General features: G+C 71.7%; 24 protein-coding genes. 20 read left to right on the forward strand and 4 right to left on the reverse strand.

The annotated features are described in order from the left end of the window. Positions 1–105 precede the first annotated feature (105 nt). Positions 106–777, reverse strand: a complete 672-nt coding sequence (locus tag AB0399_RS33490; RefSeq protein ID WP_328461965.1) for a response regulator transcription factor — start codon at positions 775–777, stop codon at positions 106–108. Between the two features lie 13 nt (positions 778–790). After that, positions 791–1,858 (reverse strand): PD-(D/E)XK nuclease family protein, encoded by a 1,068-nt coding sequence (locus AB0399_RS33495; protein WP_366413863.1) that lies wholly within the window; start codon positions 1,856–1,858, stop codon positions 791–793. A gap of 133 nt (positions 1,859–1,991) precedes the next feature. On the opposite strand from AB0399_RS33495, the gene AB0399_RS33500 reads away from it, so the two are divergent. From AB0399_RS33500 to AB0399_RS33510, 3 genes are all read left to right on the forward strand, one after another. Further along, positions 1,992–3,212, forward strand: coding sequence for a site-2 protease family protein (locus AB0399_RS33500; RefSeq protein WP_329371263.1), 1,221 nt, complete (start codon positions 1,992–1,994; stop codon positions 3,210–3,212). 127 nt (positions 3,213–3,339) lie between these two features. Continuing rightward, positions 3,340–4,263 carry a tRNA (adenine-N1)-methyltransferase gene (locus AB0399_RS33505; protein WP_329371264.1) on the forward strand — a complete coding sequence of 308 codons (924 nt, stop codon included), beginning with the start codon at positions 3,340–3,342 and terminating at the stop codon, positions 4,261–4,263. Positions 4,264–4,481: 218 nt separating this feature from the next. After that, on the forward strand, positions 4,482–5,063 hold the full coding sequence (locus tag AB0399_RS33510) for a hypothetical protein (RefSeq protein ID WP_329371266.1): 582 nt from the start codon (positions 4,482–4,484) through the stop codon (positions 5,061–5,063). Positions 5,064–5,110: 47 nt separating this feature from the next. On the opposite strand, the gene AB0399_RS33515 is transcribed toward AB0399_RS33510, so the two are convergent. After that, on the reverse strand, positions 5,111–5,413 hold the full coding sequence (locus AB0399_RS33515) for a ferredoxin (protein WP_328461960.1): 303 nt from the start codon (positions 5,411–5,413) through the stop codon (positions 5,111–5,113). A 251-nt stretch (positions 5,414–5,664) separates the two neighbouring features. Here AB0399_RS33515 and arc point away from each other — a divergent pair, with 251 nt between their 5' ends. The 5 genes from arc (at position 5,665) to prcA (ending at position 11,171) form a co-directional block, all read left to right on the forward strand. Further along, positions 5,665–7,431 (forward strand): proteasome ATPase, encoded by a 1,767-nt coding sequence (arc, locus tag AB0399_RS33520; RefSeq protein ID WP_328461959.1) that lies wholly within the window; start codon positions 5,665–5,667, stop codon positions 7,429–7,431. Positions 7,432–7,524: 93 nt separating this feature from the next. Continuing rightward, entirely contained in the window at positions 7,525–9,036 is a 1,512-nt protein-coding gene (gene dop, locus AB0399_RS33525) for a depupylase/deamidase Dop (RefSeq protein WP_328461958.1), read from the forward strand. Positions 9,037–9,168: 132 nt separating this feature from the next. Continuing rightward, positions 9,169–9,387, forward strand: coding sequence for a ubiquitin-like protein Pup (locus AB0399_RS33530; protein WP_328461957.1), 219 nt, complete (start codon positions 9,169–9,171; stop codon positions 9,385–9,387). A gap of 107 nt (positions 9,388–9,494) precedes the next feature. Then, complete coding sequence (prcB, locus tag AB0399_RS33535; protein WP_329371270.1) at positions 9,495–10,340, forward strand: proteasome subunit beta; 846 nt, start codon at positions 9,495–9,497, stop codon at positions 10,338–10,340. A gap of 81 nt (positions 10,341–10,421) precedes the next feature. Continuing rightward, the gene (gene prcA / locus AB0399_RS33540; protein ID WP_329371272.1) at positions 10,422–11,171 is read left to right on the forward strand and encodes a proteasome subunit alpha; all 750 of its coding nucleotides are present in this window, start codon (positions 10,422–10,424) and stop codon (positions 11,169–11,171) included. A gap of 118 nt (positions 11,172–11,289) precedes the next feature. On the opposite strand, the gene AB0399_RS33545 is transcribed toward prcA, so the two are convergent. Beyond that, entirely contained in the window at positions 11,290–12,303 is a 1,014-nt protein-coding gene (locus tag AB0399_RS33545; RefSeq protein ID WP_366413864.1) for a LacI family DNA-binding transcriptional regulator, read from the reverse strand. 107 nt (positions 12,304–12,410) lie between these two features. Here AB0399_RS33545 and AB0399_RS33550 point away from each other — a divergent pair, with 107 nt between their 5' ends. From AB0399_RS33550 to AB0399_RS33605, 12 genes are all read left to right on the forward strand, one after another. Beyond that, on the forward strand, positions 12,411–13,667 hold the full coding sequence (locus AB0399_RS33550; protein ID WP_366413865.1) for an MFS transporter: 1,257 nt from the start codon (positions 12,411–12,413) through the stop codon (positions 13,665–13,667). A gap of 9 nt (positions 13,668–13,676) precedes the next feature. After that, positions 13,677–15,038 (forward strand): Pup--protein ligase, encoded by a 1,362-nt coding sequence (gene pafA / locus AB0399_RS33555; protein ID WP_328461949.1) that lies wholly within the window; start codon positions 13,677–13,679, stop codon positions 15,036–15,038. A gap of 188 nt (positions 15,039–15,226) precedes the next feature. Then, entirely contained in the window at positions 15,227–16,252 is a 1,026-nt protein-coding gene (locus AB0399_RS33560; RefSeq protein ID WP_329371277.1) for an FKBP-type peptidyl-prolyl cis-trans isomerase, read from the forward strand. Between the two features lie 49 nt (positions 16,253–16,301). After that, on the forward strand, positions 16,302–16,673 hold the full coding sequence (locus AB0399_RS33565; RefSeq protein WP_328461945.1) for an FKBP-type peptidyl-prolyl cis-trans isomerase: 372 nt from the start codon (positions 16,302–16,304) through the stop codon (positions 16,671–16,673). Between the two features lie 246 nt (positions 16,674–16,919). Then, on the forward strand, positions 16,920–17,861 hold the full coding sequence (locus tag AB0399_RS33570) for a WYL domain-containing protein (RefSeq protein WP_329371279.1): 942 nt from the start codon (positions 16,920–16,922) through the stop codon (positions 17,859–17,861). 77 nt (positions 17,862–17,938) lie between these two features. Continuing rightward, positions 17,939–18,895 (forward strand): WYL domain-containing protein, encoded by a 957-nt coding sequence (locus AB0399_RS33575; protein WP_328461941.1) that lies wholly within the window; start codon positions 17,939–17,941, stop codon positions 18,893–18,895. Positions 18,896–18,980: 85 nt separating this feature from the next. After that, positions 18,981–19,211, forward strand: a complete 231-nt coding sequence (locus AB0399_RS33580; protein WP_328461939.1) for a hypothetical protein — start codon at positions 18,981–18,983, stop codon at positions 19,209–19,211. 57 nt (positions 19,212–19,268) lie between these two features. Next, complete coding sequence (locus tag AB0399_RS33585; RefSeq protein ID WP_328461937.1) at positions 19,269–19,472, forward strand: hypothetical protein; 204 nt, start codon at positions 19,269–19,271, stop codon at positions 19,470–19,472. Positions 19,473–19,684: 212 nt separating this feature from the next. Beyond that, positions 19,685–19,963, forward strand: coding sequence for a Sec-independent protein translocase subunit TatA (gene tatA, locus AB0399_RS33590; protein ID WP_328461935.1), 279 nt, complete (start codon positions 19,685–19,687; stop codon positions 19,961–19,963). A gap of 112 nt (positions 19,964–20,075) precedes the next feature. Continuing rightward, positions 20,076–21,020 (forward strand): twin-arginine translocase subunit TatC, encoded by a 945-nt coding sequence (gene tatC / locus AB0399_RS33595; protein ID WP_329371283.1) that lies wholly within the window; start codon positions 20,076–20,078, stop codon positions 21,018–21,020. A 224-nt stretch (positions 21,021–21,244) separates the two neighbouring features. Further along, positions 21,245–22,147 (forward strand): diacylglycerol kinase, encoded by a 903-nt coding sequence (locus tag AB0399_RS33600; RefSeq protein WP_329371285.1) that lies wholly within the window; start codon positions 21,245–21,247, stop codon positions 22,145–22,147. Between the two features lie 119 nt (positions 22,148–22,266). Beyond that, positions 22,267–25,086 (forward strand): DEAD/DEAH box helicase, encoded by a 2,820-nt coding sequence (locus AB0399_RS33605; RefSeq protein WP_366413866.1) that lies wholly within the window; start codon positions 22,267–22,269, stop codon positions 25,084–25,086. Positions 25,087–25,302 lie beyond the last annotated feature (216 nt).

A 25,302-nucleotide genomic window follows, 5' to 3' on the forward strand; every position in this document is an offset into this window, starting at 1 on the left:
GGCGAACGCCCCCGCGACGAGCCCGGAAGGGCCGCGCGGGGGCGTTCGCCGTGGGGCGGGTGGCTGCCCGCGGGTGTACGGGGACCCGGGCGCGCCGGGCGGGCCTCAGCTCGCGCCGGGGCGCACCAGGCCGCTCTCGTACGCGTACACCGCCGCCTGCACCCGGTCGCGCAGGCCCAGCTTGGTGAGCACATGGCCGACGTGGGTCTTGACCGTGGTCTCGCTGACGAACAGCTCCGCGGCGATCTCCGCGTTCGACAGGCCGCGGGCGACCAGCTTGAGCACCTCGACCTCGCGCTCGGTCAGCGCGTGCAGCGGCTGCGGCACCGACTCCTCGCCCGACGGCAGCCGGCCGGCGTACTTGTCCAGCAGCCGCCGGGTGATGCTCGGCGCGAGCATCGCCTCGCCGGCGGCCACCACCCGGATCGCCTGCACCAGTTCAGCGGCCGGCGCGTCCTTGAGCAGGAAGCCGCTGGCCCCGGCGCGCAGCGCCTCCACCACGTACTCGTCCAGGTCGAAGGTGGTCAGCACCAGCACCTTCGCCGGGCCCGACCGGTCCGGGCCGGTGATCTGGCGGGTCGCCTCGACGCCGTCCATCCGGGGCATGCGGATGTCCATCAGCACCACGTCGGGCTGCAACGCCCGCACCTGGTCCAGCGCCTGCTGGCCGTCACCGGCCTCACCGACCACGGCCAGGTCCGGCTCGGCCTCCAGGATCATCCGGAAGCCGGTGCGCAACAGGGGCTGGTCGTCCACCAACAGGACGCGGATCGCCACGAGTACTCCTTCGCTAGACCGGACCATTCTCGCCCACGGCGGGCCCGGTCCCGGCGACGCGCGCCAGCGGGTACGGCGGGGGAGTCCCGCCGAACTCCGGGCACAGCGCCTGGTGGTCGCACCAGCCGCACAGCGGGGTCCGCCGCGGCCGCCAGTCACCGCTGGCCGTCGCCTCCTGGATCGCCTCCCACAGCGACAGCAACCGCCGCTCGGTGCGCAGCAGGTCGGCCTCCGACGGGTCGTAGGTCCGTACGTCGCCGCTGCCGAGGTAGACCAGCTGGAGCCGGCGCGGCACCACCCCGCGCAGCCGCCACAGCACCAGGGCGTAGAAGCGCATCTGGAAGAGCGGCTCGTCGGCGTACTCGGGGCGGGGGGCCTTGCCGGTCTTGTAGTCCACCACCCGCAGGTCCCCGGTGGCCGGTGCCACGTCCAGCCGGTCGACGTAGCCGCGCAGGGTCAGGCCGGACTCCAGCACCGTCTCCACGTACAGCTCGCGCTCGGCGGGCTCAAGGCGGGTCGGGTCCTCCAGGGTGAACCAGCGCTCCACCAGCCGCTCGGCACTCTCCAGCCAGGCCGACAGCGCCGCCGCGTCGAGCGCGCCCTCGGCCGCGGTGAACAGCCCGGCCAGCTCGGGACGGGCCGCCAGCAGCCGCTGCCACTCGCCGGGCACCATCGCCCGGGCCCGCTCGGGTGTGCGCTCCACCGCCGGGGCGTCGAACAGCCGCTCCAGCACCGCGTGGACGACGGTGCCGCGGGTCGCCGCCTCGCTCGGCTTCTCCGGCAGCCTGTCGATCACCCGCAGCCGGTACAGCAGCGGGCAGCGCATGAAGTCCGCGGCCCGCGACGGCGAGAGCGACACCGGCGGGCGCGGCGGCAGGCCCCCGCGGGGCCCGCCCTCCGGCGGCACCGGCCCGCTCTCCGGGGGCACCGGCCCGCCCTCCGGCCGGCTCGGCCCGGCCTCCGGGGAGGTCCGCCCGGCCGGGACCAGCCCGGGCGCGGGTTCGGGCGGCGCGCCCTCGGGCGGGACGGGGCCGGGTGACGCGCTGTCGGGAGTTCGGGTGCTGTCGGCGGGGGTCCCCATGGCAGACGACCTTACGGCCTGGCACCGACACGGACACGCGCCGGTGTGCGCCGATCGGCTGGGCAATACCATGGGGGCGATGCCCCTCGTGCCGCATGATCGGCACGGGGGTCTGTTTTCAGAAGGGGAACCAGTGAGCGAGAGCGGCCGTCCGCCGTCCCAGAACACCCGCACCCCGGGCCGAGGTGGCGACGACGGCACCGACAAGCAGCCGAGGGAGCCCGGCGGCGGCATCCTGATGGGCCGGTTCCTCGGCGTCCCGATCTACGTCGCCCCGAGCTGGTTCCTGGTCGCCGCCCTGATCACCTGGGTCTTCGGCGGGCAGCTCGACACCGTGCTGCCCGAACTCGGCCGGGTCCGCTACCTCGTGTCGCTCTTCTTCGCGGTCGCCTTCTACGCCTCGGTGCTGGTGCACGAACTGGCCCACACCGTGGCCGCGATCCGCTTCGACCTGCCGGTGCGCCGCATCCAGCTCCAGTTCTTCGGCGGCGTCTCCGAGATCGAGAAGGACTCCGACACCCCCGGCCGCGAGTTCATGCTCGCCTTCGTCGGGCCGCTGCTGTCGCTGGTGCTCGCCGGCGTCTTCTTCGGCGGGATGCAGCTCGTCGAGCGCGGCACCGTGCCCGGGGTGCTGCTCGCCGGGCTGATGATCAGCAACCTGATCGTGGCGATCTTCAACTTCCTGCCCGGGCTGCCGCTGGACGGCGGCCGCATGCTGCGGGCCGTGGTCTGGAAGTTCAGCGGCAACCCGATGAAGGGCACCGTCGCCGCCGCCTGGGCCGGCCGGGTGCTGGCCCTGGCCGTCCTGATCGGGCTGCCGATGCTCTCCTACGCCCGGGGCAACGGCGAGAGCGGCGCGGACTCCCTCACCGACGCGCTGCTCGCCGCGATCCTCGCCGCGATCATGTGGACCGGCGCCGGCAACGGGCTGCGGATGGCCCGGCTGCGCGAGCGCCTGCCGGACCTGCGGGCCCGTACGCTCACCCGGCGGGCCGTCCCGGTCTCCTCCGACACCCCGCTGTCCGAGGCGCTGCGCCGCGCCAACGAAGCTGGCGCCCGCGCCCTGGTCGTGGTGGACGGCAAGGGCGACCCGACCGCGCTCGTCCGGGAGTCGGCGATCATCTCGGTGCCCGAGCACCGGCGCCCCTGGGTCGCGGTCAGCGGCCTGTCCAACGACCTGCGGCCCGGGATGCGGGTCTCCGCCGACCTCACCGGCGAGGAACTCCTCGACACCCTGCGGGCCACCCCCTCCACCGAGTACCTCGTGGTCGAGCCCACCGGAGAGATCTACGGCGTGCTGTCCACCGCCGACGTGGAACGCGCCTTCGTGGCCGCCATGTCCCGGGCGGCCTGAGCCGCCGGGCTCGACCCGCGCTGCTCGACCCGCGCTGCTCGACCCGCGCGGCCTGATCGGTCGCCCGGTTCGCCGGCGGGCCCCGGGCCCGTCCGGAGCGGCCCCGGCCAGCGACTAGGGTGGTCCTATGTCCGAACCGACTGGTGCAGCCCGCAGGCGCGGGCCTTTCAGAGTCGGGGACCAGGTCCAGCTCACCGACCCCAAGGGACGCCACTACACGTTCACGCTCGAAGCCGGAAAGCAGTTCCACACCCACAAGGGCGCTTTCCCGCACGACGAGCTGATCGGTGCCCCCGAGGGCAGTGTGGTGCGGACCACGGGAAACGTCGCCTACCTCGCGCTGCGCCCCCTGCTCCCCGACTACGTCCTGTCCATGCCCCGCGGCGCCGCCGTGGTCTACCCCAAGGACGCGGGGCAGATCCTGGCGATGGCCGACATCTTCCCCGGGGCCCGGGTGGTCGAGGCAGGCGTCGGCTCCGGCTCGCTGAGCAGCTTCCTGCTCCGCGCCATCGGCGACCACGGCATGCTGCACAGCTACGAGCGCCGGGCGGACTTCGCCGAGATCGCCACCCAGAACGTCGAGCGCTACTTCGGCGGGCCGCACCCGGCCTGGCAGCTCACCGTCGGCGACCTCCAGGACCACCTCTCCGACACCGACGTCGACCGGGTCATCCTCGACATGCTCGCGCCCTGGGAGTGCCTGGAGCCCGTCGCCAAGGCGCTGGTGCCCGGCGGCATCCTGTGCGCCTACGTGGCCACCACCACCCAGCTCGCCCGCACCGTGGAGGCGATCCGCGAGCACGGCACGTTCAACGAGCCGGCCGCCTGGGAGTCGATGGTGCGCACCTGGCACGTCGAGGGACTCGCGGTGCGCCCGGACCACCGGATGATCGGCCACACCGGCTTCCTGCTCACCGCCCGCCGCCTCGCCGACGGCGTCGAGCCGCCGCTGCGCCGCCGCCGCCCCGCCAAGGGCGCCTACGGCGAGGACTACACCGGGCCGGGCAGCGGCAGCGGCAGCGGGAACGGGACAGCCGAAGCCGAGAGCTGAGACCCGTTTTCGGCCAACTTCACCGCGCCGCCGCTGGTTTGTCCTTCCTGACACCGGCGGCGGCGCGCGACGTTTCCGGCCGTACCGGCTCGCCCCCATCGGAACCCCCACCGGCATCCCCACCGGACCACCCCGGCACCCCGCCGTTCCGCGCCGATGTGACGTGTGGCACCATGCTGGCCACCCCCGCAGACCAGAACCCCCCAGGAGTCAGGCGAGTGCAGCCCTCCGCAGGTCCGGCCCTCCCGCACACGCACAGCCGCGCCGTGCACTGGATCACCACCGCCGCGGCCCTGGGCGCCCTGGTCGCGGCCGTGGCCGTGGTGCAGCCCGCCGACGCCAGCCCCAAGGCCGACGCCAGACCGCCGGCGCCGTCCGGGCCGCCGGTGCCCGCCCCCGACCCGCACGCCGCGACCTACCCGCTGACCTGCGCCCCCGGCGCCAAGGCCGAGGTGATCTCGCAGGTCAGCGCCGACTTCGACGGCGACGGGCGCCCCGAGACCGCCGTGGTGGTCCGCTGCCACTCCGACACCGGCACCCCGCCCAGCGGCGTGTACGTCCTGTCCGCGCCCGCCCACCCGGGCGGCGCCCCCAAGATCGCGGTCACGCTGGTCAACCCCAAGGACGACCGGCAGATCTCCGACTTCCGGCTCGACGGCGACAGCGTCAAGGCCACCGTGCTCGGCTTCTCCAGCGACGACACCCCGCGCTGCTGCCCCGACCTGAAGCGCACCTACACCTGGGAGTGGCGCGACGGCCGCTACGTGGCGCTGCCCGGCCCGGCCTCCAACGCCATCTGACGGCGCCCTGGCCCACCGGCCGGCCCCGCCCGGGGCCGGCCCCCCGCTCAGTCCGCCGCCGGGCCGTACACCTCGACCTGGTCGGCGGCCCGCCGCACGTGGATGCACTCGCCCGGGCACTCCTTGGCCGAGTCCACGACATCCGTCAGCAGCGGCAGCGGTACGGGTACGGTGGCACCAGGGGACTGGAGCAGCTCGTCGTCCGAACCCTTGACGTACGCCAGGCCGTCGATGTCCAACTCGAAAACCTCGGGCGCGTACTGGACGCAGATCCCGTCGCCCGTACACAGGTCCTGGTCGATCCAGACCTCAAGCGCCTCGGCTGTGCCCTGGCCCTGGCTGTCGCTCACGGAACCCATCCCTGCCGTTCGTCGTTCGGGAATCATCGGGGAAGCAACAGCCCTCGGCGGCTGTTGACCGAAACGACGATACAACCGGCGGCTTTCGGATGGAGATCGGCGGGTATCTCAGTGGCGAAGGGACGTACGCAAGGGTGAAGATCGGACACACCGCGATCGTCTTTGTGATCTAGGGGTTTCAACCCCTACCAGCCCAGGTAGGGTCTGGGAACGTCCAGCTCCCCTTGGAGGAGGTGAGGACCGTGGCGGCCCACGACGACGAATTCAACCGTGGCGGCCGACCCGCTCGTGGTTCGGAAGACCCCATGAGCCAGGTCGCCTTTCTTGAGCAGGAGATCGCCGTCCTGCGACGCAAGCTCGCCGACTCTCCGCGGCACACGAGGATTCTCGAGGAGAGGATCGTCGAGCTGCAGACCAACCTGGCCGGCGTCTCCGCACAGAACGAACGGCTTGCGAACACGCTCCGCGAGGCCCGCGACCAGATCGTGGCCCTCAAGGAGGAGGTCGACCGGCTCGCGCAGCCGCCGGCCGGCTTCGGAGTGTTCCTCCAGGCCAACGAGGACGGCACCGCCGACATCTTCACCGGCGGCCGCAAACTGCGGGTCAACGTCAGCCCGTCCGTCGAACTCGACGACGTCAAGCGCGGCCAGGAGCTGATGCTCAACGAGGCGCTGAACGTGGTCGAGGCGATGGAGTTCGAGCTGGTCGGCGACATCGTCACGCTCAAGGAGATCCTTGAGGACGGCGAGCGCGCCCTGGTGATCGGGCACACCGACGAGGAGCGTGTGGTCCGGCTCGCCGAGCCGCTGCTCGACGGCACCCTGCGCACCGGCGACGCGCTGCTGCTCGAACCCCGCTCGGGATACGTCTACGAACGCGTGCCCAAGAGCGAGGTCGAAGAGCTGGTCCTCGAAGAGGTCCCCGACATCGACTACCGGCAGATCGGCGGCCTCGGCAACCAGATCGAGCAGATCCGCGACGCGGTCGAACTGCCCTACCTGCACGCCGACCTCTTCAAGGAGTACGAACTGCGGCCGCCCAAGGGTGTGCTGCTGTACGGCCCGCCCGGCTGCGGCAAGACGCTCATCGCCAAGGCGGTCGCCAACTCGCTGGCCAAGAAGGTCGCCGAGGTCACCGGCCAGCCGCAGGGCAAGAGCTACTTCCTGAACATCAAGGGTCCCGAGCTGCTCAACAAGTACGTGGGCGAGACCGAGCGGCAGATCCGCCTGGTCTTCCAGCGGGCCCGGGAGAAGGCGTCCGAGGGCACCCCCGTCATCGTCTTCTTCGACGAGATGGAGTCCCTCTTCCGCACCCGCGGCTCCGGTGTCAGCTCCGACGTGGAGAACACCATCGTCCCCCAGCTCCTCGCCGAGATCGACGGCGTCGAGGGCCTGGAGAACGTCATCGTGATCGGCGCCTCCAACCGCGAGGACATGATCGACCCCGCCATCCTGCGGCCCGGCCGCCTGGATGTGAAGATCAAGATCGAGCGTCCGGACGCCGAGGCGGCCAAGGACATCTTCACCAAGTACCTCCTCGACACCCTCCCGCTGCACTCCGACGACCTCGCCGAGCACGGCCAGTCCCCGGCCGGCACCGTGGACGCCATGATCCAGTCGGTGGTCGAGCGGATGTACTCCGAGACCGAGGAGAACCGCTTCCTGGAGGTCACCTATGCCAACGGTGACAAGGAGGTCCTGTACTTCAAGGACTTCAACTCCGGGGCGATGATCCAGAACATCGTGGACCGGGCGAAGAAGATGGCCATCAAGGACTTCCTCGACCACGACCAGCGCGGGCTCCGCGTCAACCACCTGCTCGCCGCCTGTGTCGACGAGTTCAAGGAGAACGAGGACCTGCCGAACACCACCAACCCCGACGACTGGGCGCGGATCTCCGGTAAGAAGGGCGAGCGGATCGTCTTCATCCGCACCCTGGTGACCGGAAAGCAGGGGGCGGACACCGGACGCTCCATCGACACCGTGGCGAACACCGGACAGTATCTGTAAGCACTACCCTCCGGCTGCGGGTCCCGACCAGCGGGTACCCGCAGCCGGTGTGTTTTCGGCTCGGATGGGCCGGAGCAGGGCAAGGAGGGCCGCATGACCGTACGGCGAGTAATGGGCATCGAGACGGAGTACGGCATCTCCGTCCCCGGCCACCCCAACGCCAATGCCATGCTCACCTCGTCCCAGATCGTCAACGCCTACGCGGCGGCGATGCACCGGGCGCGGCGCGCCCGCTGGGACTTCGAGGAGGAGAACCCGCTGCGGGACGCCCGCGGCTTCGACCTCGCCCGGGAGGCGGCTGACTCCACCCAGCTCACCGACGAGGACATCGGCCTCGCCAACGTGATCCTCACCAACGGCGCCCGGCTCTACGTCGACCACGCCCATCCGGAGTACTCCTCGCCGGAGATCACCAATCCGCGGGACGCGGTGCTGTGGGACAAGGCCGGCGAGCGGATCATGGCCGAGGCGGCGGTGCGCGCCGCGCAGCTGCCCGGTGCCCAGCAGATCCTGCTCTACAAGAACAACACCGACAACAAGGGCGCCTCCTACGGCACCCACGAGAACTACCTGATGCGCCGGGAGACCCCGTTCTCGGACATCGTCCGGCACCTGACGCCGTTCTTCGTCTCCCGGCAGGTGGTCACCGGCGCGGGCCGGGTCGGCATCGGCCAGGACGGCCACGACGACGGGTTCCAGCTCAGCCAGCGCGCGGACTACTTCGAGGTCGAGGTCGGCCTGGAGACCACCCTCAAGCGCCCCATCATCAACACCCGCGACGAGCCGCACTCCGACGCGGAGAAGTACCGCCGGCTGCATGTCATCATCGGCGACGCCAACCTGTCGGAGATCTCCACCTACCTCAAGCTGGGCACCACCTCGCTGGTGCTGTCCATGATCGAGGAGGGGTTCATCAAGGTGGACCTCGCGGTGGACCAGCCGGTGCGGACCCTGCACGAGGTCTCCCATGACCCCGGGCTGCAACGACTCGTCACGCTCCGCAACGGCCGGAAGTTGACCGCTGTACAACTTCAGATGGAGTACTTCGACCTCGCCCGCAAGTACGTCGAGGAGCGCTACGGCAGCGACGCCGACGAGCAGACCAGGGACGTGCTCGCCCGCTGGGAGGACGTCCTGGGCCGGCTGGAGAGCGACCCGATGAGCCTGGCCGGCGAGCTGGACTGGGTGGCCAAGCTGGAGCTGCTGGAGGGCTACCGGCGCCGCGACAACCTGGACTGGGACGCCGCCCGCCTGCACCTGGTCGACCTCCAGTACGCCGACGTGCGACCCGACAAGGGCCTGTACAACCGCCTGGCGGCCCGCGGGCGGATCAAGAGGCTGCTGACCGAGGAGGAGGTCCTGCGAGCCGTACAGCGGCCGCCGGAGGACACCAGGGCCTACTTCCGAGGCCGCTGCCTGGAGCAGTACGCCGACGACGTGGCCGCCGCGTCCTGGGACTCGGTGATCTTCGACCTGCCAGGCCATGACTCCTTGCAGCGCGTCCCCACCCTCGAACCGCTGCGGGGCACCCGCAACCACGTGAAAGAGCTGCTCGACCGCTGTCGTACGGCCGAGGAACTGGTCCGCATCCTGTCCGGGGGATGATCCGCGGCTGAAACGGTCCAGAACCGGGAATCAAGTCCGTAGCACTCGGACGTTGTCGTATTCGAGGGCCGCAGTCGGACCCTCCTTGTAGGGTCTGATCTTGTACGCACGCAACCGAGCGGGGTGAGGGACATGGCTACCAAGGACACCGACGGCGGACAGCAGCGGGCTACGCGTTCCACGGACGAGGTCGAGGAGGTCCAGGAGGACGCCAAGGCCGCCGACGACCTCAAGGAACGCCAGGAGAAGCTTTCGGACGACGTGGACTCGGTTCTCGACGAGATCGACGACGTCCTGGAGGAGAACGCCGAGGACTTCGTGCGCTCCTTCGTCCAGAAGGGCGGCGAGTAGCCGCTCGCCGTCCGTCCGCCCCGCGTCCCCCGGACCGCGGGGCGGATGGACGCCGGGCCCATGGGTAGGGTCCGTAGCAAACACCATGATCGTGTGGAAGGAATCGCGTGGAAGCCAACACTCGTAAGCCCGGGCATCTGCCGGCTGCCTTCCTGACGCCCGGCTCGTCGTCGTTCCTCGACTTCCTGGGCGAGCACTCGCCCGAGCTGCTGCCGGGGAACCGCGCGCTGCCGGCGGTCAAGGGAGCGGTCGAACTGCCGCACGGCACCACCATCGTGGCCGCCGTCTTCGACTCCGGCGTCGTGCTCGCCGGTGACCGCCGCGCCACCATGGGCAACGTCATCGCCCAGCGGGACATCGAGAAGGTCTTCCCGGCCGACGAGTTCTCCGCGGTCGGCATCGCCGGCACCGCCGGCCTCGCGGTCGAGATGGTCAAGCTCTTCCAGCTGGAGCTGGAGCACTACGAGAAGATCGAGGGCGCCACCCTCTCCCTGGAGGGCAAGGCCAACCGCCTGTCCACCATGATCCGCGGCAACCTCGCGATGGCCCTGCAGGGCCTCGCCGTGGTCCCGCTCTTCGCCGGCTACGACACGGACCGCGCCAAGGGCCGGATCTTCTCCTACGACGTCACCGGCGGCCGCAGCGAGGAGGCGAACTTCGCCTCCACCGGCTCCGGTTCGGTCTTCGCCCGCGGCGCCCTGAAGAAGCTCTACCGCAAGGACCTGACCGAGCAGCAGACCGTCACCGCCGTCATCCAGGCGCTGTACGACGCGGCCGACGACGACTCGGCCACCGGCGGCCCCGACCTGACCAGGCGGATCTACCCGATCGTCACCGTCATCACCGAGGACGGCTTCCGCCGGCTCGACGAGTCCGACGTCGCCGCGATCGCCCGCTCGGTGCTCGACGGCCGGCTCGAACACCCCGACGGCCCGCAGGCCGAGGTGCTGTGACGCCCGTTCACCCGCCGCGCCCCCCGCGCCCCTTGACCCACCACGCAGCGCCGACGACAGCAGAAAGGCACGGTTGAGCCGGTGTCCACGCCGTTTTACGTTTCGCCCCAGCAGGCAATGGCGGACCGCGCGGAGTACGCCCGCAAGGGCATCGCGCGCGGCCGCAGTGTCGTGGTCCTCCAGTACACCGACGGCATCGTCTTCGTCGCCGAGAACCCGTCCCGGGCGCTGCACAAGGTCAGCGAGATCTACGACCGGATCGCCTTCGCCGCCGTCGGCAAGTACAACGAGTTCGAGAACCTCCGGATCGGCGGCGTCCGCTACGCCGACCTGCGCGGCTACACCTACGACCGGAACGACGTCACCGCCCGCGGCCTCGCCAACGTCTACGCGCAGACCCTCGGCACCATCTTCTCCAGCGTCGGCGAGAAGCCGTACGAAGTGGAGCTGATCGTCGCGGAGGTGGGTGCCGCTCCCGAGGACGACCAGATCTACCGCCTGCCGCACGACGGTTCCATCGTCGACGAGCACGGCGCGGTCGCCGTCGGCGGGAACTCCGACCAGATCGGCAGCTACCTCGACCAGCGGCACCGTGACGGGATGACCCTCGCGGAGGCGCTGGCGCTGGCCGTCGAGTCGCTCGGGCGGGACTCCAACGGCGGCAGCGACCGGCAGCTCACCGCCGAGCAGCTCGAAGTCGCGGTGCTGGACCGGACCCGGCCGCAGCAGCGGAAGTTCAAGCGGATTCTGGGCCGCCAACTGTCCCGCCTGCTCGACACCGAAAGCGCGTCCACCACGAAAACGGACGAGCCCTCCGACGACGAGGAGTAGGGCGTTCCCCGCGCCCCTGAATTCGGGCGGCTCCTCCGCGAGGAGAGGCCACTCCGGGGGCGCGGGGAGGTGTGCGACCCGCCACGACGGTGCTGTGCTCGGGTCCGGCGGCGGAGCCCTACGGCGCCGGCGGGAGCCCCGTGGAACCGCGGACCACAAGCTGGACCGGGAGCTCGACCGGGGCGACGGGCACCCCGTCGAGCGCCGCCAGCAACGCCGACATTCCACGGGCGCCCACATCCTCCGCGGGAAGCCGGACGGAGGTGAGCTCCGGGTCGAGCGCGGTCGCCAGCTCCAGATCGTCGAAGCCGGAAACGGACACGTCGTCCGGCACCCTCAACCCGAGCCCGCGGGCTGCCTTGCAAGCACCCGCGGCGAGAACGTCGCCGTCGCACAGGAGAGCGGTGGGGCGCTCGCCGGAAGCCGTGAGCGCGCGCACCGCGGCCTCACGCGCGGAGCGGACATCCAGCCCGCACCGCTCGGTCGCCAGGCGCGCGCCGTCCACCCCGCCCAGCTCCTCGCGGACCGTCTGCGCGCGGACCCGGAACGTCCAGGTGTCCACGTCGGCGGCGAGATGGGTGATCCGGCGGTGGCCGAGGCCGACCAGGTGCCGTACCACCTGGCGGATGCCGTCCGCGACGGCGAGATCCACGGTCGGCGGACCCCCCTCCGTACCGGGCCCGCTGTCCAGCATCACCAGCGGCAGCCCGCCGTCGGCGATCCCGGCGAGCGCGTCCGCCGCCATGGAGGAGGCGATCACCCCGTCGATCGCGGCGCGCGCGGAGCCGAACGGGTCGCGGGCCGGGCCGACCCCCTCGGGTGACGGGTAGAGCACCACTCCGAAGCCGTGCGCGTCGGCCACCCGCGCCGCGCCCGCGTAGACCCGGGCGAAGTACTCGTGGGTGAGCGCGGGCACCACCAGCAGCGCGGTCCTGGTCCGGCCGAGCCGCAGGCTGCGCGCGGCCAGGTTCGGCCGGTAGTCCAGCTCGCCGGCCGCCGCGCGCACCGCCAGCGCGGTGCGCTCCGAGACCCGCCCGCGCCACTTCCCGCCGAGCACCAGCGACACCGTCGCCTGCGACACGCCGGCCACCCGCGCCACATCCCGTGAGGTGGGTCGATCGCTTCCGGCCACACCGCCCGCCACCTTCCGGAACCGGTCCCACGGCCTGGACCCGTGAGCTGCCGTCATGGTACGTATGACGCTGACGTTATACGTAACACTTGACTGGGGGAGGGGCAATGGCGAGCGGTTACGCCGACCTGCTGCGGGCCCGGCACGCGGTACGGCTGCTCGGCGGGACCCTGCTGGGACGGCTGCCCAACGGGATGTCCGCGCTGGCGATCGTGCTGTTCCTGCGCGCGCACGGCGCGGGCTACGGCCTGGCCGGCACCCTGTCCGCGCTCTACGGGCTCGCGGTGGCCCTCGGGCAGCCGCTGCTCGGACGGGCGGTGGACCGCCGGGGGCAGCCGCGGGTGATGGCCTCGGCAGCGCTGCTGGCCGCGGCCGGCTTCGCGCTGCTGGCCGTCAACGGACCGCGCCCGCTGCCGGTGGCGATCGCCGCTGTGCTGCTCGCCGGGGTCGCCACGCCGCCGCTGGAAGGCGGCCTGCGGGCGCTGTGGCCGATGGTGCTGGACCGCGAGGAGCAGGTGCAGCGGGCCTACGCGCTGGACGCGGCGGCCCAGGAGGTGCTGTTCACCCTCGGCCCGCTGCTGGTCACCGCGGCGGTCGCGGTCGCCTCGCAGGCCGCCGCGCTGGTGCTCGCCGGGCTGCTCGGCGTGGCGGGCACCCTGATCGTCGTCACCTCGGGGCCGTCCCGGCAGTGGCGCGCCCAGGCCCGCGAGCCGCACTGGCTGGGCGCGCTGCGCTCACCCGGACTGCTGGCGCTGCTGGGGTCCTGCTTCTTCGTCGGCATCGCCCTGGGCGCCTTCTCGCTGGCCGCGGTCGCCTACGGGGACGATCACGGCGGCGGTTCCGCCGCGGCGTACCTGCTGGCCGCCAACGGGGCCGGCGCGCTGGTCGGCGGGCTCGTCTACGGCGGGCGCTCGTTCGCCGGCGCCCCCGAGCGGCGGCTGCGGCTGCTCGCGGTGGGCCTGGCGGCCTGCTACCCGCCGCTGCTGCTGGTCCCCGCGCTGGGCTGGATGCTGCCGCTCGCCGCGCTGGCCGGGCTCTTCCTGGCGCCCACCCTCGCGTGCGGCTTCCTGGTGGTCGACCGCCACGCCCCGCCGGGCACGGTGACGGAGGCGTTCTCCTGGGTGGTGACCGCGATGGGGGTCGGCGCGGCGCTCGGCACGGCGGTCGCCGGGGTGGTCGCGCAACACGTCGGAACCTCCGCGGGATTCGGTGTTTGCGCGGTGTGCGGTGCCGTGGCGCTGGGCGTACTGCTGTCGACCGGGCGAATCCTGACGGTGCGGGAGGTCGAAACCGATCGGGGTGTTGCGGAAAAAGATCCAAACCGTGGCCCCGATCCCCGTTTCAGCACGTCGCATCAGGCGTAATGTTCAGACATGGACCGCCGCATTTTCGGGCTGGAGAACGAGTACGGCGTCACATGCACGTTCAGGGGACAGCGGCGTCTGTCCCCTGACGAGGTGGCGCGGTACCTCTTCCGCCGTGTCGTGTCATGGGGCCGCAGCAGCAATGTTTTCCTCCGCAATGGGGCCCGCCTCTATCTCGACGTCGGCTCGCACCCGGAGTACGCCACTCCCGAGTGTGACAACGTCACCGAACTCGTCACGCACGACAAAGCCGGTGAACGCATCCTTGAGGGCCTTCTGGTGGACGCCGAGCGGCGCCTGCACGAGGAGGGCATCGCGGGTGATGTCTACCTGTTCAAGAACAACACCGACTCGGCCGGCAACTCCTACGGTTGCCACGAGAATTACCTGGTCGCCCGGCACGGCGAATTCTCCCGGCTGGCGGACATCCTCATTCCGTTCCTCGTCACCCGTCAGTTGCTGTGCGGCGCGGGCAAGGTGCTGCAGACCCCGCGCGGCGCGGTCTTCTGCGTGAGCCAGCGCGCCGAGCACATCTGGGAGGGCGTCAGCTCGGCGACCACCCGGTCCCGTCCGATCATCAACACCCGTGACGAGCCGCACGCCGACGCCGAGCGGTACCGCCGGCTGCACGTCATCGTCGGGGACTCCAACATGTCGGAGACCACGATGCTGCTCAAGGTCGGCGCCACCGACCTGGTGCTGCGGATGATCGAGGCCGGCACCGTGATGCGCGATCTGACGCTGGAGAACCCGATCCGGGCCATCCGCGAGGTCAGCCACGACATCACCGGCCGCCGCAAGGTCCGGCTCGCCTCCGGCCGGGAGGCGTCCGCGCTCGACATCCAGCAGGAGTACTACTCCAAGGCCGTCGAGTTCTGCGAGCGCCGCGGCATCCGCAGCGGTGTCATCGACCAGGTCCTGGAGCTGTGGGGCCGCGCCCTGGAGTCGATCGGCAGCGGCGACCTGTCGAAGATCGGCACCGAGATCGACTGGGTGATGAAGTACCAGCTCATCGAGCGCTACCGGAACCGCGACAACATCACCATGTCCCACCCGCGGGTCGCGCAGATAGACCTCGCCTACCACGACATCCACCGCCGCCGCGGGTTGTACTACCTGCTGGAGCGGAAGGGTCAGGCCAAGCGGATCTGCAGCGACCTGAAGATCTTCGAGGCCAAGTCGGTGCCGCCGCAGACCACCCGGGCCCGGCTGCGCGGTGACTTCATCCGGCGCGCCCAGGAGCAGCGCCGCGACTTCACCGTCGACTGGGTGCACCTGAAGCTGAACGACCAGGCGCAGCGCACCGTGCTGTGCAAGGACCCGTTCCGGTCGGTGGACGACCGGGTGGAGAAGCTGATCGCCGGGATGTGACCCGGAAGGATGCGACCGGTGTGAGGTGACCGGGCGTATCCACCACAGCATCCACACAGGCCCCGTGCGTATCTCGTACGGGGCCTGTCGCACGCCGTAGGGTATGGGGCTGTACTTGTGTTCCCCCCATGATCCACCCGTCAGTCCCCAGCACGCCCCCCACCCCGACGACAGTAACGAGGAACTCCGTGCGCCGACGCTCAGCACTGCTCGCAGTCCCCGCGCTCATGCTCACCGCCGCCGGCTGCGGCAAAGACAGCAAGAGCGGGTCGGCGAAGTCCAGTTCGACGCCCTCGACGACGTCCTCGACGACGCCGCCCACGTCGCCGACCACCTCCGCGACCCCGAAGGCGGAAATCGTCTCCGGCCCGGTGCCGGCGATCACCGCGGGCACGGCCTTCGACCAGAAGCCGACCATCGCCAAGGGCACCGGCACCCCCTCCACCAAGCTCGCCGTCAAGACGGTGATCAAGGGCGACGGGCCGAAGATCGTCAGCGGCGACTACGTCCAGGTCAACTACCTGGGCCAGATCTGGAACACCGCGAAGGTCTTCGACACCTCCTTCGGCAAGAGCCCGTACACCAACGTGATCGGCCAGGGAAAGCTCATCCCGGGCTGGGACCAGGGCCTGGTCGGCCAGCAGGTGAAGAGCCGGGTGGAGATGGCGATCCCGCCGTCGCTGGGCTACGGCAGCAGCGGCAACTCGCAGGCCGGCATCAAGGGCACCGACACGCTGGTGTTCGTCATCGACGTGCTCAACCGCTTCAACGGGAAGAGCTCGTCGACCGGGAAGGTGGTGCCGCAGACCAATGCGGACCTGCCGAAGTCCGGCACCAACACCGACGGCAAGATCCCGTCGCTGACCATCCCGAAGGGCGTCAAGGCCCCCACCAAGCTCGTCTCCGAGTACATCCTCGAAGGCGACGGCCCGGTGATCAAGTCCACCGACGCGGTGCTGGCGCAGTACCAGGGCAAGGTGTGGAGCACCGGCAAGGAGTTCGACTCCAGCTACAGCCGCGGCGAGCTGGCGGCCTTCGAGCTGAGCCAGCTCATCCAGGGCTGGCAGCAGGGCCTGGTCGGGAAGAAGGCCGGCAGCCGGGTGCTGCTGGTGACGCCGGGCTCGCTCGCCTACGGTGCCAACCCGCCCTCGGGCAGCGGCATCCCGAAGAACGCGACGCTGGTGTTCACGCTCGACGTGCTGGCCATCCTGTGAGGTCTGCAAGACTGTCCAGGTTGCCCGCAACAGCACAAGGAGCACCGCAGTGAGCATCGACAAGCCCGAGATCGACTTCCCGGGCGGCGAGCCGCCGGCCGACCTGGAGGTCAAGGACATCTGGGAGGGCGACGGCCCGGTCGCGAAGGCCGGCGACACCGTCTCCGTCCACTACGTCGGCGTGGCGTTCTCCACCGGCGAGGAGTTCGACGCGAGCTGGAACCGCGGTACGCCGCTTCAGTTCCAGCTCGGTGTCGGCCAGGTCATCGCCGGCTGGGACCAGGGCGTGCAGGGCATGAAGGTCGGCGGCCGCCGCCAGCTGACCATCCCCTCGCACCTCGCCTACGGCGACCGCGGCGCCGGCGCCGCGATCCGCCCGGGTGAGACCCTGATCTTCGTCTGCGACCTGGTCGCCGTCTGACCCCCCTTTCGGTGTCGACGGTCGATCATGCTCGGCCCCGCCTTCGTCGGGGCCCGCGCGTGTTCTTCCTTCCGACACCGGCGCGCCCTCTGGCTCGCGCACCGGGGCGACCTGGACACGTTCACGTGTGAACCCAGGGCGCTGCCCGTGACCGCGGCCCCCGCCCACCCGGCGGGGGCCGCGGTTTTGGGTCGACGCCCAGGAGCGGTACGGTCAGCGGCGAGGGCGCAAACGGAGGGCTTGCAGATGGCGATTGCCAAGGCTGAGCGGTTGATGAACCTTGCGCTGTGCCTGATGAACACCCGGCGCCCGGTCAGCAAGCGTGAGCTGCGCGCGTCGATCGAGGCGTACCACGAGGTCACCTCGGACGAGTCGTTCAACCGGATGTTCGAGCGCGACAAGGACGACCTGCGCGAACTCGGCCTGGTCATCGACACCGTGGAGAGCATCGACGGCGACTTCGGGTACCTCGCCCGCAGCGACCGCAACCGGCTGCCGGACATCGCCCTGGACCCGGAGGAGGCCGCCGCGCTCGCGCTGGCCGCGAAGGTCTGGCAGCAGGCGCGGCTCGCCGAGGCCGCCAGCGGGGCGCTGCAGAAGCTGCGCGCGGCCGGTGTGCCGTACGAGGACGCCACCAGCGCGCTGGAGCCGCGGATTCCGGCCCCGGAGCCGGCCTTCGAGGCACTGATGGTCGCCACCCGTGAGCGCAAGGCGGTCGCCTTCGACTACCGCAAGGCGAACGCGGTACGGCCCGAGCCGCGGCTGGTCGAGCCGTGGGCGCTGGAGTGCTGGCGCGGCCACTGGTACCTGGCCGGCCACGACCGCGACCGCGGCGACGTCCGGGTCTTCCGGCTGTCGCGGATCTCCGGCCGGGTCAAGGTGCGCGGGGCGTTCACCGCCGAGGTGCCCGACCACATCGACGTCCGTGAGACCGTGGCCCGTTGGGCCGGTGAGGGCGCCACCGCCGCCACCGCGCGGATCAGGCTGCGCCGGGACAGCGGCTACCCGCTGCGCGCCCGCGCGGTCGCCACCACCCCGGTCGACGCGGACTGGGACGAGCTGGAAGTCCCGTACGGGCACGGCCTGGACGCCTGGCTCGCGGAGTTCGGCCCCGACGTGGTCGTGGTGGCCCCCGACGAGCTGCGCGCGGACCTGGTGGACCGGCTGCGCGCGGTGGCGAAGGGCTAGGCGATGGCCGAGACATCCCTTCGGGGCCCTGTGCGGACCCGGCCCGAGCGACCTGTGAGCCAGTGGGGGAGTGACCGATGAGCAACGCGATCGACCAGACCCGCAGGATGCTGTCCCTGGTGACGTATCTGCGCGAGCGGCCCGGGGCGCGGGTGAGCGAGGTGGCGCGGGCCTTCGGGGTCAGCGAGGCCGAGCTGATCGGCGACCTGAACGTGCTGCCGCTGTGCGGCACCAGCTTCAGGGGCGGCGACCTGCTGGACATCGACACCGACGGCGAGCGGATCTGGTGGCACAACCCGGGCACCGCCGACGACGTGGCGCAGCCGCTGCGGCTGGCCGCCGACGAGGCGACCGCGCTGCTGGTCGCCGCCCGTGCGGTGGCGAACCTGCCGGGGCTGCGCGAGGGCGACCGGCAGGCGTTGCAGCGGGCCGCCGCGAAGCTGGAGACGGCGGCCGGTGAGGCGGCCGGGGCGAGCGGGCGGCTGTCGGTGACGTTCGAGTCGGAGGGCAGCGTGTTCGCCACCGTGGACCGCGCGCTGACCGAGCGCCGCCGGCTGTGGATGCGCTACTACTCGCCGGCCCGCGACACCCTCACCGACCGCGAGGTGGACCCGATCCGGCTCTTCGCGGTCGGCCACACCTATGTGGAGGGCTGGTGCCGGCTGTCGGAGGACCGCCGCACCTTCCGGCTGGACCGGGTCGCCGAGATCCGGCTGCTCGACGAGCCGTCCGACCCGCCGCGGATGGAGCCGCGCGACCTGTCGCAGGGGTTGGTGCAGCCGGCCGGCGACGACCCCGAGGTGGTGGTCGAGGTGGGGCCCGGCGGCCGCTGGGTCGCGGAGTACTACCCGCACGACAGCGCCGAGGAGCTGCCCGACGGCGGTCTGCGGATCACCCTGCGCACGCCCGACCCCGGTTCGCTGCGGCGGCTCGCGCTGCGGCTGGGCCGCGACGGCCGGATCGTCTCCCCGCCCGACCTCGCCGACGGCGCCCGCGAAGCGGCGGTGCGGGCCCTGGCCGCCTACGGTGAGTGAGGGGACGAGCGGCGGTACGGCCCCGGTGGAGTGCCCGCCGCAGAACGGCCCGCAGTCGCCGTCGCCACCGCCGTCGGCGTCCGCGGTGCCCGCCGTGCCCGCCGTCCTGTTCCGCGCGAACTGCACGCACTGCCGCAGCAGCTTCGAACTGGACGCCGCGGCCCTGCGGCTGGCCATCGGCGCCTCGTCCCGCACCACCTTCTACTCCTTCACCTGCCCCGAGTGCGGGGAGGCGGTCCGCAAGCCGGCGGGGGAGCGGATCATCGAGCTGCTCACCGGCGGCGGGGTCCCCACGATGCGGCTGACCGGCCGCTGAGGCCCCGCACGGGGCGATCGCACCCGGCCGGGCCGTCCACCGATAGGCTCGCGGCCCATGTGGTGGCTTTTTCTCTACGTCGGCCTGTCGACCGCGGGGCTCCTGGTGCTGGGGGTGCTGGCGGTACGCGTCTTCGCGGCCGTCCAGGCGCTCGCCCACCAGGTCGCCGCCAGCACCGAGGCGCTGACCGCGGCGAGCGAGCGGTTGCGGCGGGCGGCCCGGCCGTTGGCCGAACGGACCGGAGAGATCTCGCGGCCCTGAGCCCTGCCGCGATTCCGGCAGGTGAGGGTACTCTGGCCCGGGCGGCCCGCGAACGACGCGCGGCTCGGGCCGCAGCCGGATGGACGACGGTGCTCTCTCCGCCGTTCACCGCCGCGCGCTACGATCACTGCGCGGCACGGCTCCGGGCACCCGCCCGGCTCCGCACCGCGGACGCACGGACCACGCCGCCAAGGTGAGAAGGTAGACCTCTTATGCTCGGCAACCTCAAGCCCCTGGAAATCCTCCTCATCGTCGCCGTCATCGTCGTCCTGTTCGGTGCGAAGAAGCTTCCGGACCTGGCGCGTTCGGTCGGCAAGTCCGCCCGCATCCTCAAGAGCGAGGCCAAGGCGATGAAGAACGACCACGCGTCGTCCTCGGCCGAGGAGCCCGCCGCGCCGCAGACCGCCGCTCGTACCATCCAGTCCGCCCCGGGCGACACCGCCAGCGCCCGCCCGGTGAGCGAGCCGGAGCGCACCACCAGCCAGAGCTGATCCGAGACCGATTACCGCGTCCGGCCGTCCCCTGCGGCGGCCGGCGACAGGTGAAGGACCAAGCCGGGACCGGTCGCGCCGGTGACGGCTGCCGCACGAGACGAGGACGTGGGTGCTCAAGACTGCCCGCAAGCAGACCAAGGACCCCGAGGGCCGGATGCCCCTCGCGGACCATCTGCGTGAGCTGCGCAACAGGCTGTTCAAGTCGGTCTTGGCGATCCTCGTTGTCACGATCGTGGCAGCGGTGTTCTACAAGCACATCATCGAGCTGCTCCAGCACCGCATTCCGGCCGGTGTGCGCTGCGTGAACGGCGCGATGCCCGCGTCGCAGCAGAAGGAGCACACCGAGGCGTGCGCGCAGATGACCGTCAGCGGTCTGCTGGGCGGTTTCTCGATCGCGCTGAAGGTCTCGCTGATGGCCGGCGTGGTCGTCTCCTCCCCGGTGTGGCTCTACCAGCTGTGGGCGTTCCTCGCGCCCGGCCTGCACAAGAGCGAGAAGCGCTACACGCTGGGCTTCGTCGCCGCCGGCGTGCCGCTGTTCCTGGCGGGTGCGGTGCTCGCCTACGCGATCCTGCCGCAGACCGCGCGGATCATGATCGGCTTCGTGCCGAGCGACACCACCAACCTGCTGCCGCTCGACGACTTCCTGGACCTGGTGGCCCGGATGATCGTCGTGTTCGGCCTCGCCTTCGAGCTACCACTCGTGCTGGTGCTGCTGAACTTCACCGGGATAGTGACCGGGCGCCGGATGCTGGGCTGGTGGCGCGGGATGGTCATCGGCATCACCGTCTTCGCCGCGGTCGCCACGCCGACGGGCGACCCGCTGACCATGTCGCTGCTGGCCGCGCCGATCGTGCTGCTGTACTTCCTGGCGATGGGTGTCTGCTTCTTCAACGACCGGCGCCGTGACCGGCGCCGCGCGGCCGACCCCGATTTCGGGCTCGACCCCGATGAGGCTTCCGGCCTCGACTACGTGCCCGAGCAGGTCGATGCGCAGGCGTTCGACGCGGATGCCGAGCGGCGGACCGCGGACGACGACTACGACGACGCGACCTGAGCGGATTCCTCTGCCGCGGGTGCGGTTCCCCGCCGTGACGGTTCCGGTCCGCTGCCGGGTGCGCCCGGTGGCGGGCTGGTCGCGCGGTTCCCCGCGCCCCTGAGCAGGTGCGGCTGCTTCGCAGCGCACCGCCGCGGAACCGGGGGCCGTAGGGCACCGTGCGGGGCAGCGGGATGGTGCCCGGATCTACCGCGGGGGGTCCGCGGAACGATATCGTCGCGCCGGTGACCAGCGAGATCACCCTTTTCGTCAACCCGTCCGCCGGCCGCGGGCGGGGTGCCAAGGCGGCGCAGCCGGCCGCCCGGGAACTCAGGGCGGCCGGCTTCGCCGTCCGCACGGTGGTCGGCACCGACGCGGGGGACGCGCTCGTCCGGGCCCGCGCCGCGGTCACCCGCGGGACGGGGGCCCTCGTGGCGGTCGGCGGCGACGGCCTGGTGTCGCTGGCGCTCCAGGCCGTGGCGGGCACGGCCACCCCGCTGGGCGTGGTCGCGGTCGGCACCGGCAACGACTTCGCGCGGGTCAACGGCCTGCCGGTGCGGGACCCGGCCGCCGCGGGCCGGGTCGTCGCACGGGCGCTGACGGAGGGCCGTACGAGGTCGCTGGACCTCGGGCGGGTCGGCGGCGGGCCGGGCGGCCACCGCTGGTTCGGCACGGTGCTCGCCTCCGGCTTCGACTCGCGGGTCAACGACCGCGGCAACCGGATGCGCTTCCCCGGCGGCCGTTTCCGGTACGACGTGGCGATGCTCGCGGAACTGGCCGCGCTGCGCCCGATCCGCTACACCGTCGCCTTCGACGACACCGACGAGCGGGAACTGGAGGCGACCCTCATCGCGGTCGGCAACGGCTCCTCCTACGGCGGCGGCATGCGGATCTGCGCCGACGCGCAGATGGACGACGGGCTCTTCGACGTGTGCGTGGTCGGCCCGTGCAGCCGCACCACGCTGCTGCGGGTCTTCCCGCGGGTCTACCGCGGCACCCACCCCAGCCACCCGGTGGTCACCGTGCACCGTGCCGCGCGGGTGCGGCTGGCCGCGGTCGGCGTCACCGGATACGCCGACGGGGAGCCGGTCGGGCCGCTCCCGCTGACCGCGCAGACCGTGCCGGGCGCGCTGCGGCTGCTGGTCTGAACGGCGCTCGGACCAGCGCGCGGGGATGCCGCGGCGGGCCCGGAACCGTATCCGGGAGAGCAGCCGGGCGGTAAAGGTCACGCACGGTGTCGGTGCCCCCGGGTAGGCTCGTGCGGGAGATGACCGATGAGATGTCGCCAGCCGAGCGCTACGCCGCCAGCCGTCGCCGCGCTGAAGAGAACGCCACCGCGCTCGCGCAGTTCCGCGAGCTGTACGAGTTCGGCCTCGACCCGTTCCAGATAGACGCCTGCCGCGCCCTTGAGGGCGGCAGCGGCGTCCTGGTCGCCGCGCCCACCGGCTCGGGAAAGACCATCGTCGGCGAGTTCGCCGTCCACCTGGCCCTGGCCGAGGGCCGCAAGTGCTTCTACACCACGCCCATCAAGGCCCTGTCCAACCAGAAGTACAACGACCTGGCGAAGCGCTACGGCGCCGACAAGGTCGGCCTGCTCACCGGCGACAACAGCGTCAACGGCGACGCGCCCGTGATCGTCATGACCACCGAAGTCCTGCGCAACATGCTCTACGCGGGTTCTCCCGCACTCGAGGGCCTCGGCTACGTGGTGATGGACGAGGTGCACTACCTCTCCGACCGCTTCCGCGGCGCCGTGTGGGAAGAGGTGATCATCCACCTGCCGCAGTCGGTGACCCTGGTGTCGCTGTCCGCGACCGTCTCCAACGCCGAGGAGTTCGGCGACTGGTTGGACACCGTCCGCGGCGACACCAAGGTGATCGTCTCCGAGCACCGGCCGGTGCCGCTGTGGCAGCACGTCCTGGCCGGGCGGCGGATGTACGACCTGTTCGAGGAGAAGTCCGGGCCCGCCGACCCCGGCGGGCGCCGCGAGGTCAACACCGACCTCGAACGCCTGGCCCGGATGGAGAACCAGCGCACCTACCCGCGCGGCAAGCGCGGCCGGGAGGCGGACCGGGAGCGCGAGCGGCGTTCCCGCAGCCGGATCTGGACGCCCAGCCGGGCCGAGGTGATCGACCGGCTCGACAACGAGGGCCTGCTGCCCGCGATCACCTTCATCTTCAGCCGGGCCGGCTGCGAGGCCGCCGTCCAGCAGTGCCTGTACGCGGGCCTGCGGCTGAACAACGACGAGGCCAGGGCCCGGGTGAGGTCCATCGTCGAGGAGCGCACCCGCGCCATCCCCGACGAGGACCTGCACGTCCTGGGCTACTTCGAGTGGCTGGAGGGCCTGGAGCGCGGCATCGCCGCCCACCACGCCGGCATGCTGCCCACCTTCAAGGAGGTGGTCGAGGAGCTGTTCGTCAAGGGCCTGGTCAAGGCGGTGTTCGCCACCGAGACACTGGCGCTGGGTATCAACATGCCGGCCCGCTCGGTGGTGCTGGAGAAGCTGGTGAAGTGGAACGGCGAGACCCACGCCGACATCACCCCCGGCGAGTACACCCAGCTCACCGGCCGCGCCGGGCGGCGCGGCATCGATGTCGAGGGCCACGCGGTGGTGCTGTGGCAGCGCGGCTTCGACCCGACCGCCGTCGCCGGCCTGGCCGGCACCCGCACGTACCCGCTGCGCTCGTCCTTCAAGCCGTCGTACAACATGGCGGTCAACCTGGTCGGCCAGTTCGGGCGGCACCGCTCCCGGGAGCTGCTGGAGACGTCGTTCGCGCAGTTCCAGGCGGACCGCTCGGTGGTCGGCATCTCCCGGCAGGTGCAGCGCAACGAGGAAGGGCTCGACGGCTACCAGGAGTCGATGACCTGCCACCTCGGCGACTTCGACGCCTACATGCGGCTGCGCCGCGAGCTGAAGGAGCGCGAGGCGGAACTGTCCCGGCAGGGCGCCGCGCAGCGCCGGGCAGCCGCCTCGGACGCGCTGGAGAAGCTGAAGCCCGGCGACATCATCCATGTGCCGGCCGGGAAGTACGCCGGCCTGGCGCTGGTGCTGGACCCGGGGGTGCCCGCCGGGCGGGCCGCCGGCCCCCGGCGCGGCGAGGAGTACCACGACGGGCCGCGCCCGCTGGTGCTCACCGCCGAACGCCAGGTCAAGCGGCTGGCGCAGATGGACTTCCCGGTGCCCGTCGAGGCGCTGGACCGGATGCGCATCCCCAAGTCGTTCAACCCGCGCAGCCCGCAGTCCCGGCGCGACCTCGCCTCGGCGATGCGCACCAAGGCCGGCACCGCCGGCTGGGCGGCGCCGGCCCGGCACCGCAAGCAGCGTTCGGCCGCTGCCGACGACACCGAGATCGCCCGGCTGCGCAGCGAGATCCGCGCGCATCCCTGCCACGGCTGCGCCGACCGTGAGGACCACGCCCGGTGGGCCGAGCGGTACCACCGACTGCGCCGCGACACCCAGCAGTTGGAGCGGCGGATCGAAGGCCGTACCAACACCATCGCGCGGACCTTCGACCGGGTCTGCGCGGTGCTGGCCGAGTTGGACTACCTCGACGGCGACACCGTCACCCCCGAGGGGCGCCGGCTGGCCCGGCTCTACGGCGAACTCGACCTGCTGGCCAGCGAATGCCTGCGGGACGGCGTGTGGGACGGCCTCGGCCCGGCCGAACTCGCCGCGTGCGCATCGGCGTTGGTCTACGAGTCCCGGCAGTCCGACGACGCCGTGATGCCGAAACTCCCGACCGGCAACGCGAAGGCGGCGCTCGGCGAGATGGTGCGGATCTGGGGCCGGCTGGACGCGTTGGAGGAGGACCACCGGATCAACCAGACCGAGGGCGTGGGCCAGCGCGAGCCCGACCTCGGCTTCGCGTGGCCCGCGTACCGCTGGGCGTCCGGCCACGGCCTGGACGCGGTGCTCTCCGACGCCGACATGCCCGCGGGGGACTTCGTGCGCTGGTGCAAGCAGCTCATCGACGTGCTGGGCCAGATCGGCAACGCGGCGCCCGAGGGCAGCCCGGTGCGGCGCAACGCCCGCAAGGCGGTGGACGGGCTGCTGCGCGGCGTGGTGGCGTACTCCTCGGTCGGGTGAACTTCGCCACGCCGCGTTGACGGCGGCGGCGGGCCGCCCGATCCGGGCCGGTCCGCCGCCGCCGTCCGCCGAGCCCTCGCCAACTCCCCGGCGGCCTGCCGCGACTTGGGCCCGCCACGGGTTTCCCGGACACCGCCGTGACCTGCCACTCGGCGCGTTCCACCGGCTCTGAGCTGTGCGGATCGTGTGAGAACACGGTTCCGTTTTATGGGGCGT

This window comes from Streptomyces sp. NPDC088194 (assembly GCF_040702025.1).
GTDB lineage: Bacteria > Actinomycetota > Actinomycetes > Streptomycetales > Streptomycetaceae > Actinacidiphila.

What these genes read in the sequence shown, in the direction of transcription:
- AB0399_RS33495 (WP_366413863.1), bottom strand. Translation starts at nt 1,858, where the DNA reads ATGGGGACCCCCGCCGACAGCACCCGAACTCCCGACAGCGCGTCACCC.
- AB0399_RS33505 (WP_329371264.1), top strand. Translation starts at nt 3,340, where the DNA reads ATGTCCGAACCGACTGGTGCAGCCCGCAGGCGCGGGCCTTTCAGAGTC.
- dop (WP_328461958.1), top strand. Translation starts at nt 7,525, where the DNA reads ATGACCGTACGGCGAGTAATGGGCATCGAGACGGAGTACGGCATCTCC.
- AB0399_RS33530 (WP_328461957.1), top strand. Translation starts at nt 9,169, where the DNA reads ATGGCTACCAAGGACACCGACGGCGGACAGCAGCGGGCTACGCGTTCC.
- AB0399_RS33550 (WP_366413865.1), top strand. Translation starts at nt 12,411, where the DNA reads ATGGCGAGCGGTTACGCCGACCTGCTGCGGGCCCGGCACGCGGTACGG.
- pafA (WP_328461949.1), top strand. Translation starts at nt 13,677, where the DNA reads ATGGACCGCCGCATTTTCGGGCTGGAGAACGAGTACGGCGTCACATGC.
- AB0399_RS33570 (WP_329371279.1), top strand. Translation starts at nt 16,920, where the DNA reads ATGGCGATTGCCAAGGCTGAGCGGTTGATGAACCTTGCGCTGTGCCTG.
- AB0399_RS33575 (WP_328461941.1), top strand. Translation starts at nt 17,939, where the DNA reads ATGAGCAACGCGATCGACCAGACCCGCAGGATGCTGTCCCTGGTGACG.
- AB0399_RS33585 (WP_328461937.1), top strand. Translation starts at nt 19,269, where the DNA reads ATGTGGTGGCTTTTTCTCTACGTCGGCCTGTCGACCGCGGGGCTCCTG.
- tatA (WP_328461935.1), top strand. Translation starts at nt 19,685, where the DNA reads ATGCTCGGCAACCTCAAGCCCCTGGAAATCCTCCTCATCGTCGCCGTC.
- AB0399_RS33605 (WP_366413866.1), top strand. Translation starts at nt 22,267, where the DNA reads ATGACCGATGAGATGTCGCCAGCCGAGCGCTACGCCGCCAGCCGTCGC.